This is a genomic window from Nocardiopsis alba DSM 43377 (assembly GCF_000341225.1).
Taxonomy (GTDB): domain Bacteria; phylum Actinomycetota; class Actinomycetes; order Streptosporangiales; family Streptosporangiaceae; genus Nocardiopsis; species Nocardiopsis alba.
In genome coordinates, this window is record NZ_ANAC01000025.1 from 1 (window position 1) to 7,114 (window position 7,114).

Below are 7,114 nucleotides of genomic sequence, written 5' to 3' on the forward strand. Positions count from 1 at the left end.
TCCCTTTCTTTTTTGTGTGTTGGGGGGTGCCTTGGGGTGCCCCCCTTTTTTTGTGCCCGAAAACGGGAGCGGGGGTGGAGGGGCGCGGGTTCTCCGGGCTTCGAGTCTCAGGAGGGGTCCGTACCGCACCGCGGGGAAGGTCGTCACGACTCGGGGGGAGCAGGGGCGGACCGCGGAGGAGTGAGGCGACGGCACCGAGAACACCGGGGCCGCCCGGCCGGAGAACGTCTCGATGAGGGTGGACCCTCGCCGGGCGCCGGCTCCTCCAGGAGGAGGGCATGAGGGGAGAGGGGCCGGGGTGTCCGGGGGGCGGTTCAGGGAAAGGGCGGTCCGTGTTCGGCGCATCATCGAGGGACGGGCGGGGCTTCCTCGCCCGTCCGTCCTGGGAAGAGTCTCCGGACGACCCGCGCTCGAGAGGCGCTACTGGTCGTCGTCGACCTCCGGAGCGTCGATGAGCTGCCGCAGCAGCGCAACGAAATCCTCTTCGCTCATCGCCGACCAGTCCACGTGCTCGTTCATGTTGAGCGGTCTCCCCAAACTCGCGAGCGCTAAGCCTCGATGGCTCTGATCGCTCGGCGAAGTCCGGGTGAACTCGCTATCGTCGCAGGTGGAGACGGTGGCCGGAAGAGGCCGGCCGTTTCGTGTGTTCAGACGCGCTGCTGGAGGGCTCCTCGGCATTCGGGGCAACGGCAGCGCTTGTTGTACCCGGTCACGGTCCCGTGCGGCAGGGAGGGGTCCCTCTGCTCGGTGAGGGTGGCGTCCAACTGGTCGCCGAAGGCGGTGAGGATACGGGCGGTCGCGAACACCTGTTTCGGGTTGATACCGAGTTCCTCGGCCGCGTCGTCGATGTGCTTACCCATGCGGAGTTTCGCGATCAGCCGTGAGCGGGTGCTCGGCGGCATGTCGGCCTCCGCGTTAGCGATCAGCTGCTCGGCGTCGTCAAGCGGGTAGCTCATGGATTTCCTCACGTGTGCGGGTACGCCCGCCGAAACGGGCACCTCAAGCATCGTACGTGCCCCACGGAGTATCCCGGGATGGTCGTTCCGGGTGATGTCCGAGAAGTCGAGAAGGACGAATGAGCCCGTGAGCGGGCCATGTGACTCCTCTGTACGTCACTTCCTTCACACATCGTAACAAGAGGAGTAATTCCGGCGCTATGTGTCGAAGTTCCTCCTTCTTCGCGAACGAAACGACCGCTGTTTTCTAGAGACGCATTGCTAGATCCTAGAGAGCGTGTTTTTCTGGTGGGACACCCCCCCGACACTCGGCCATTGGATCAGTGTTATGACCAGTCCCACGGTCCGCCGACGGCGCCTGTCCGCCGAACTCCGCCGCCGCCGTGTGCAGGCCGGCCTGACCCTCAACGACGTGGCCGAGGAACTCGAATGGTCCCCGGCCAAACTGGGCCATATAGAGACGGGCATCCGTAAGTGGCCCTCCGTTATGGAGATCTCCGCCCTGCTGAGGTTGTACGGGGTCACAGGGGGCCAAAGGGAGGCCGTCCTGACCCTGGTGCGCGAATCCCGCCTGCGGCCCTGGTGGACCGAGTACGAGGACGTCCTGTCCTCCGCCTACGTGGGGAACGAGGCCGGTGCCGTGGCCCTGTGGACCTACGGGGGGATCCTCGTCCCCGACCTGCTCCAGGTGCCCGACTACACGGCCGTGGTGGCCCGGGCCCTGGGGCACGACGACCGCGGAGTGGAGAGGATGGTCGCCGCGCACCTCAAGCGTCAGGAGATCCTGGAGTCGAGCTCCTCGGTGGTCTATGACGCTGTCGTCGAGGAGGACGCGCTTCAGCGGGTCCACGGGGATCGCTCCGTGTTCCGTGCGCAGACCCGGCGGATCGTCGAACTCGCGTCCGGTTCCGAGCGCGTCACGGTACGGATCGTGCCGACATCGGCGGGTCCTCACACCGGTTCGGCCGGACCCTTCTCCATCATGGAGTTCGAGGAGGACGAGGCGGACCTCGCCTACGTGGAGGCCCCTCATGGGGGGACGGTCGTGGAGTCGGAGGAGGGGGTCCGCGCCTGCCGGAGGGTCTGGGAGGGGTTGTGCCGGAGCGCGGCCTCCCCCGAGGTGACGGTGGGGATCCTGCGTCGTATGGCGCTGCTCACCTGAGGGTTCGACCTGCCCTTGGAAGGCCTGAAACCGCTGTCCGGGAGGGGACGTGGCCGGTGAAGGAGGGGTCTTCGTGGGAAAGCCGGGGCGAATCGGTCCACCATGGCAGGGAACGCCCGCCACGACTTGCTAGTCTGCTAGGTGACAACCTCATAAAGTTGCCCTCGGTGCCCCGTCGCGGTGACGGGTGCCCGTGTGTACGACCGGTTTTCAACAGAGAAAGGGTCCGGACAGTGAAGAAGATCATCGTTCTGGCGCTGGTGGCCCTCGGGGCTTTCGCCGTCTACCGCAAGATCCAGGCGGACCGCGCCGAGCTCGACCTGTGGACGGAAGCCACCGCGGCCAGCGAGAGCTGATCGCGGACCCGACTGGCCGCCCGACAGGGGGCCGGTGGGTTTCCAAGGCGGGTCGACGGCGCACACCCGGTGTGTCGCCCGGGGTCCGCGAGTGACACGAAGACGTGGGTGGGCCGACGAACCCGTGGTGCGACCCACGGCTTTGTGCTGTGTCCGGCCCCCTGTCCAGTGCGCCGGACCACCCTCCGATGCGGGTATGCTCTGCATGGTGACCGGGCCTGGACCCGGATCCGAGAAACGGGGCCATAGCTCAGCTGGCAGAGCGCCGGTTTTGCATACCGGAGGTCAGGGGTTCGACTCCCCTTGGCTCCACCACAGAAGAAGACTGCTTCGAGCGTACGTGACGGGGATCTCCGATTCGGGATCCCCGTCACCTCGTTCCCGAGGGCCGGCGATCACCTGATCGCCGGCCCTCGGTCATCCGGTACGGACGACCGTGATGTGTCGTTCCCCGCCGGGGATCTCGATCTCGTCGACGACGGCGATGGCGAGGTCGCCGGAGGTGATCCGGGAGACGCCGGTGACCGTGTGGCCCCGATCCAGGGCCTCCTCCACGATCGCGGTTCCGGCCATGCCGGTGGCTCCGAAGACGGAGATCCTCATGAGGTGGGGGCCTTTCGTCGAGTGGTACGAGGGGTGATCTGGCCGGCGAGCATCGCGGCCAGGGCCAGGACGAACCCGGCGATCTGGAGAAGGGTGAGGCTCTCGTCCAGGAGGAGTGCTCCGAGAGCGGCGGCCACGAGGGGTGAGAGCAGACCGAGCAGGGCGGTGGCGGTCACCGGCAGACGGCGGATCCCCCCGAACCACAGGGTGTAGGCCATGAGCCCACCGATGAGTCCGAGCCACAGGTAGCCGGCGAGGGCCGGGGCGTCGACCTGGACTGGGACGCCTTCGATGAGCAGGGTGGGGACGAGGAGCACGAGGCCTCCGGCGGTGAGCTGCCACCCCGCCAGGGTGAGGTCGTCGACGCCTTCGGGGCGTCCCCAGCGTTTGGTCAGGACGACGCCCGTGCCCATGGAGGCGGCCCCCGTGAGACCGGCGAGGACACCGACGGGGTCGAGGGTCGCCTCGGGGCCCAGGACCACCATTCCGATACCGGCCAGGCCGACGACGCCCCAAACGACCCGCCAGGCCGACCACCGTTCGTTCAGGAGCGCGACGACGAGGAAGGCCACGATGATCGGCTGGGTGGCGCCCAGGGTGGCCGCCACGCCCCCGGGGAGACGCTCGGCGGTCAGGAACAGCAGGGGGAAGAAGGCGCCGATGTTGAGGGTGCCCAGGACCGCGGCCTTCCACCACCAGTCTCCGCGCGGGGGTCTTCGAACGATCGCCAGGGCCAGGAGGCCCGCGGGCAGTGCCCGCATGAGGGCCGCGAACAGCGGGTGGCCGAGGGGGAGGAACTCGGTCGTCACGATGTAGGTCGTGCCCCACACGGCCGGGGCGAGGGCGGTCAGCGCGGTCAGGCCGACTCTGCCCCCGACGCCCGTTTCGGGGGCTTCGGGAGTCGTCATCACGCACTCATCGTGCGGTCGGAGGTATCGATGAGTCCAACACATGCTTGTCATCGCATCGATCTCATATCAAGATCGATCTATGGAGCTGCAACAACTTCGCTATGTCATCGCCGTGGCCGAGGAGGCCAACTTCACCCGGGCCGCGGCGCGGTGTTTCGTGGTCCAGTCGGCGCTGAGCCACCGGATCAAGACGCTGGAGCGGGAGTTGGGCTTCGACCTGTTCGCCCGGACCAGCAGGAGGGTGGAGCTCACCGCGGCGGGGGAGGCCTTCCTGCCGGAGGCGAGGGCCGCCCTGGAGGCGGCCGAGCGCGCGGTCGCCGACGCCTCGGAGGCGGTGGGGCGGGTGAGGGGTCGGTTGAACGTGGGGGTCATACCGACGGTCACCGCCGTCGACGTGCCCGCCGTCCTCGGCCTGTTCCACCGGGCGCATCCGGAGGTCCGGGTCACCCTGCGGATGGGCGGTAGCGACGCGCTGGTGGAGGAGATCGTTCGAGGGGACGTCGACGTGGCCTTCCTCGGGCTTCCCGAGTCCCTCGAACCGCGCGGGGTCGCCTGGCGTCATCTGGGATCCGACCACCTCGTCGCCGTTCTGGCCGCGGAGCACCCCCTGGCCGAGCGTGCCGAGCTGAGGTTGACGGATCTGGAGGGGGAGACCTTCGCCGACTTCACCGCGGGGACTCCGGGGAGGGCCCAGAGCGATCTGGCCTTCGACGGCGCGGGTGTGCGGCGCGATGTGGCCTTCGAGTCGATGTCCGCCGACCTCATCGTCGATCTGGTCCGTCAGAACCTCGCCGTCACGCTTCTGGCGTCCCGTTACGCCCCTCGTGAGCGCGGGCTCGTCGTCCTTCCCGTGGTCGACGGGCCCTCCCGTGCCGAATATCTGTCCTGGAGCGATTTCAATCCGGGCCCCGCCGCACGCGCCTTCCTCGAACTGGTGGACGAGGCCCCTTCCGCATAGGGGCGGGGCGGTCGGCACGCTCCGATCCGAGAAAGCGCGTGTACGGCTTCGGGTGCCCCCATGGGCGGCCTCCTGTCTCCCGAGGTCGGAGCGGCGCTCTCGGGAGCTCTCAGAGGCCTTTCCCCGGCTGCGGTGGAGTCCGGGCCGAGTGATGAACGGATGTGGTGAAGCGGCCTTACATAAAGGTCCGCTTAAAACCCGGGAACGGGTCCTTCCGTCGGCTGAATAGGACTCTTCCCGTCTTCTGTGGACTATTTGTCGTGGTTACTAAACAGTAGTTCCAGGGGGGGTGGAGAGGGGGTGGGAAAAGGTGGGGGAGGGGGTTGCTCTAGGTGGCCGTGGAGGAGGGTCGCATAGCCCGATCGGGTGGGTTCACGGGAGGGCCGTCCGGTTCGACCAGGCCTGTCCGGACAGGCGGTCCGGGTCATCGGTGTTCCTGAAAGCGCAGGTCATTCAGGGGTTGTGCGTCTGGTTCGCGAGAGTTTCCGGTTTCTCTTCACTTGGTGCGCTCCTACCATATCCAGTGACTCTCCGTGTGTGTATGATGACACTTCCTGAGGAGGCAATGGTCCTACTGGGCCATATGAGAAATAGGCCTCTTGGGGCCTGTTGGTGAACTGGGACGATCCGTAGTTTCGACACCAACGACAACGAGGAACACAGCGCGCCGAAACGAACGACCCCCGAAGACGAGCCGAGCGGCCCCCGTTCGGCTTCGTGCATCGTCCTCGTGGCGGCCCGTTGGTCCCTCGTCCGCCGACAGCCGGTCGGCGGGTTCCGATCACCACACATGCTGATCTTGGGAGTGGGGCAACATGTGGAATGAGAAGATGGCGGCTCGTGCCAAATGCCGCGAGATCGACCCCGACGCACTGTTCGTGCAGGGAGCCGCGCAGAACCGCGCCAAGCTCATCTGCCGAGGATGCCCGGTCCGGACCCAGTGCCTGGCGGAGGCCCTGGACAGTCGGATCGAATTCGGCGTATGGGGCGGTATGACCGAACGTGAGCGTCGTGCTCTGCTGCGTAGGCGCAAGGACGTCACCAGCTGGTACGACCTCCTGACCAGTGCCGAGAAGCGTTACGAGGAGGAGAGGTCCCAGGAGGAGCCGGTGCGCAACGCTCCGGTCGTCGTCGCCGGGCACTGACCCGGGACGTCGAGGAGGGGAGCCTCGACGTCGATCGTGACGGGGATGTTCGCGTGAGGCCGTGGGGACGGCCGGGCGCGGGTTTCGAAGGGGAACGTTCCGACCTGGGACGGATCGACCCGGCCCTACGGGCCGAAGGTCGATGCCGCCTCCTCCTTTCGAAGGAGGGGCGGATCAGGGGAGGATCAGGGACGTCCCTCATGTACGCACTCGGCTCCATGCAGCATCATGGAGGAGGGCGCGACATTCTCGTACGGTCGAGCCCCACGCGGCTTTCGGGAGTGGGGATGACAGAGCAGAGTTCGCGGGACCCTCGGCCACGTCCGTGGAGTCCCGACGGTCCGCGACCACAGGTCCGGCTCACCCACCAGGATCGGGACGCCGTGGCCGAGGTCCTCCGAGAGGCCTATTCGAAGGGCCAATTGGAGGAGGACGAGTTCGACGAACGGCTCGACCGGGCCATGCGCGCCAAGGTCGCCTCGGATCTGGCTCCGCTCACGGAGGACCTCGGGGTCCGGCCCTTCACGGAGGGCGGGGCCCCGGGGCGACCCGGGGGCGAGGGCTTCGGCTCCAAGGGAGGCCGACGGCGTCCCGCCGCCGACCTTCGAGGGATGAGGACGGACAACCCCCTGGAGAAGGTCGGCTCGGGCCTGAGTCACGCGTCCGCGTACTTCTTCCCCCTGCTCGGTCCGCTCCTGATCCTGTTGATCAGTTCGGACAGCACGCCCTTCATGCGCAAGCACGCGTTGGAGGCCCTGAACTTCCAGCTCTTCTGGATCATCGCCATGGCGGTCAGCGCGGTGCTGTCCATCCTGGTCCTGCCGATCCTGATCCTGGTGGCCGTGGCGCTCGGAGGGCTCGTCCTTCCGGTCATCGCCGCCGCGACCAACATCATGGGGAACGGCTGGCGCTACCCCTTCACCTATCGGCTCATCAAGGGCGACGACGACTGACCCTCGTGTCCGGACCCCGGGTTCTCCCCGCGGCCCGGACACGAGGGGCGGGGTCGCGCTCTTACTCGCC

The 7,114-nt window shown here is 67.4% G+C and carries 8 protein-coding genes and 1 tRNA gene; 6 read left to right on the forward strand and 3 right to left on the reverse strand.

The window, feature by feature from the left end:
- Positions 1-647 precede the first annotated feature (647 nt).
- Positions 648-956, reverse strand: a complete 309-nt coding sequence (locus D451_RS0122895; protein WP_017536123.1) for a hypothetical protein — start codon at positions 954-956, stop codon at positions 648-650.
- A gap of 328 nt (positions 957-1,284) precedes the next feature.
- Here D451_RS0122895 and D451_RS0122900 point away from each other — a divergent pair, with 328 nt between their 5' ends.
- The 3 genes from D451_RS0122900 (at position 1,285) to D451_RS0122910 (ending at position 2,789) form a co-directional block, all read left to right on the forward strand.
- The gene (locus tag D451_RS0122900; protein ID WP_017536124.1) at positions 1,285-2,118 is read left to right on the forward strand and encodes a helix-turn-helix domain-containing protein; all 834 of its coding nucleotides are present in this window, start codon (positions 1,285-1,287) and stop codon (positions 2,116-2,118) included.
- Between the two features lie 233 nt (positions 2,119-2,351).
- On the forward strand, positions 2,352-2,474 hold the full coding sequence (locus D451_RS28715; RefSeq protein ID WP_014912962.1) for a DLW-39 family protein: 123 nt from the start codon (positions 2,352-2,354) through the stop codon (positions 2,472-2,474).
- Between the two features lie 239 nt (positions 2,475-2,713).
- Positions 2,714-2,789, forward strand: a tRNA-Ala gene (locus D451_RS0122910).
- A gap of 102 nt (positions 2,790-2,891) precedes the next feature.
- Here D451_RS0122910 and D451_RS28420 read toward each other — a convergent pair.
- On the reverse strand, positions 2,892-3,077 hold the full coding sequence (locus tag D451_RS28420; protein WP_017536125.1) for an NAD-dependent epimerase/dehydratase family protein: 186 nt from the start codon (positions 3,075-3,077) through the stop codon (positions 2,892-2,894).
- Positions 3,074-3,985, reverse strand: a complete 912-nt coding sequence (locus D451_RS0122920) for an EamA family transporter (protein WP_017536126.1) — start codon at positions 3,983-3,985, stop codon at positions 3,074-3,076. The genes D451_RS28420 and D451_RS0122920 overlap by 4 nt, the downstream gene beginning before the upstream one ends.
- Positions 3,986-4,067: 82 nt before the next feature.
- On the opposite strand from D451_RS0122920, the gene D451_RS0122925 reads away from it, so the two are divergent.
- From D451_RS0122925 to D451_RS0122935, 3 genes are all read left to right on the forward strand, one after another.
- Positions 4,068-4,946 (forward strand): LysR family transcriptional regulator, encoded by an 879-nt coding sequence (locus D451_RS0122925; protein WP_017536127.1) that lies wholly within the window; start codon positions 4,068-4,070, stop codon positions 4,944-4,946.
- Positions 4,947-5,761: 815 nt separating this feature from the next.
- Entirely contained in the window at positions 5,762-6,091 is a 330-nt protein-coding gene (locus D451_RS0122930) for a WhiB family transcriptional regulator (protein WP_014912558.1), read from the forward strand.
- A gap of 287 nt (positions 6,092-6,378) precedes the next feature.
- Positions 6,379-7,044 carry a DUF1707 and DUF4870 domain-containing protein gene (locus D451_RS0122935; RefSeq protein ID WP_026125292.1) on the forward strand — a complete coding sequence of 222 codons (666 nt, stop codon included), beginning with the start codon at positions 6,379-6,381 and terminating at the stop codon, positions 7,042-7,044.
- The last annotated feature ends 70 nt before the right edge of the window (positions 7,045-7,114 follow it).

Excerpts from the sequence above, each read along its gene's own strand:
- D451_RS0122895 (WP_017536123.1), bottom strand. The coding sequence starts at position 956 with ATGAGCTACCCGCTTGACGACGCCGAGCAGCTGATCGCTAACGCGGAG.
- D451_RS0122900 (WP_017536124.1), top strand. The coding sequence starts at position 1,285 with ATGACCAGTCCCACGGTCCGCCGACGGCGCCTGTCCGCCGAACTCCGC.
- D451_RS28420 (WP_017536125.1), bottom strand. The coding sequence starts at position 3,077 with ATGAGGATCTCCGTCTTCGGAGCCACCGGCATGGCCGGAACCGCGATC.
- D451_RS0122920 (WP_017536126.1), bottom strand. The coding sequence starts at position 3,985 with ATGACGACTCCCGAAGCCCCCGAAACGGGCGTCGGGGGCAGAGTCGGC.
- D451_RS0122925 (WP_017536127.1), top strand. The coding sequence starts at position 4,068 with ATGGAGCTGCAACAACTTCGCTATGTCATCGCCGTGGCCGAGGAGGCC.
- D451_RS0122930 (WP_014912558.1), top strand. The coding sequence starts at position 5,762 with ATGTGGAATGAGAAGATGGCGGCTCGTGCCAAATGCCGCGAGATCGAC.
- D451_RS0122935 (WP_026125292.1), top strand. The coding sequence starts at position 6,379 with ATGACAGAGCAGAGTTCGCGGGACCCTCGGCCACGTCCGTGGAGTCCC.